The organism is Pseudomonas sp. MWU13-3659 (assembly GCF_023757525.1).
In the GTDB taxonomy this organism is placed as follows: domain Bacteria; phylum Pseudomonadota; class Gammaproteobacteria; order Pseudomonadales; family Pseudomonadaceae; genus Aquipseudomonas; species Aquipseudomonas entomophila_E.
Genome location: NZ_JAMSHW010000077.1, coordinates 1 through 1,424, shown reverse-complemented (window position 1 = coordinate 1,424; position 1,424 = coordinate 1). Strand labels below are relative to the sequence as shown.

Genomic DNA, 1,424 nt, shown 5'->3' with positions numbered 1-1,424 from the left:
TGGACTGCCCCCAAGAAGTTGGACACCAATCCAACCCTTGGGGGAGTTATGAGCAAGTACACTGAGCGCTTCAAACTCACAGCCATCGCCACCTACCTTGAAGACAACAATGGCTTCAGGAAGGTGGCGCAGCATTTCGATATCGATGTCAGCCTGCTCCGGCGATGGGTCGCCACTCATCAGGCGCATTCCAGTGTTGCACCCAAACCCAAAAACCTTCGCTACAGCGATGACTTCAAGCGGCAAGTGGTGCAACACATGCGCGAGCATCGGCTCTCGATGCGCCAAACTGCAGCGTACTTTGGCCTTGGTCAGTCTTCGCGAATAGGCATTTGGGAACAGCAGTACTACAGTGGTCACCCCACAGCTGAACAACCAAGAAAGCCGACTGCCGTGCCGAAGAACATCAAGCCTGTAAAACCCACCGACACCCAGGATGCGGACAAACCTCGCGAGCAATTGCTGGCTGAGCTCGAGTATCTGCGCATGGAGAATGCTGTCCTAAAGGAGTTAAAGGCCTTGAGAGAGTCGAAAGAGCGAAGTCAGACGAAAAAGCGTTGATCGTCGCCAAGCTCAAGGATCGATTTCCCTTGGCTTGCCTCCTGGCGTTGGTTGGATTGGCTCGCAGCACCTTCTACTACCAAGTGAAAAGCCAGCAGAAGCCGGACAAGGATGCTGCGCTCAAAGAGGTAGTGCAGCGTGTTTATCACCAGGAAAAGGGGCTTTATGGCTACCGCCGGGTTGCGCTTTCGATCAGGCGCCAAGGGACTATGGTCAACAAGAAGGTCGTGGAGCGACTGATGGCTGGTATGGGCTTGCAATCCGTTGTGCGCCGCAAGAAATATCGGTCGTACCGCGGTACTGTCGGTAAGATCGCGGCGAACCTGCTGGAGCGAAATTTTATCGCCCAGCGCCCGAATCAGAAGTGGGTGACTGACGTGACCGAGTTCAAAGTGGCCCAGCAGAAGTTTTATCTCTCGCCAGTGATGGATCTGTATAACGGCGAGATCGTGGCCTACGAGACGGCCAGCCGCCCCAGCTACCGCTTGGTTGGAAACATGCTGGACAAGGCGCTGGATTGTTTGGGCGATGAGCCAAAGCTGGTGATCCACTCGGACCAGGGTTGGCAATATCAGCAGGCTCAATACCGTGACACGCTTAAGCGGCACGGTGTGAAACAGAGCATGTCGCGTAAAGGCAATTGCCTGGACAACGCGGCAATGGAAAGCTTTTTCGGCACGCTCAAGTCAGAGTTTTTCTATCTGAAGCGGTTCGAAAACGTGGAAGACTTGAAGGCCGGTCTGGACGAGTACATCCGCTACTACAACGAAGACCGTATCAAGCTGAAGCTGGGCGGCCTAAGCCCTGTTGAATACAGGGCCCAGGCTGCTAGCTGATCTGTCCAAGTTTTTGGGGGCAGTCCA

Annotated in this window: 1 protein-coding gene; it reads left to right on the top strand. The window is 54.6% G+C overall.

Features of this window, described 5'->3' with window-relative positions:
* Positions 1-48: 48 nt before the first annotated feature.
* Positions 49-1,397, top strand: a protein-coding gene (locus tag NGM28_RS28350; protein WP_502943925.1) for an IS3 family transposase whose coding sequence is annotated in 2 segments (ribosomal slippage) — positions 49-513 and positions 516-1,397 — 1,347 coding nt in all. Because the reading frame shifts where the segments join, the coding sequence is not laid out codon by codon here.
* Positions 1,398-1,424: the final 27 nt, after the last annotated feature.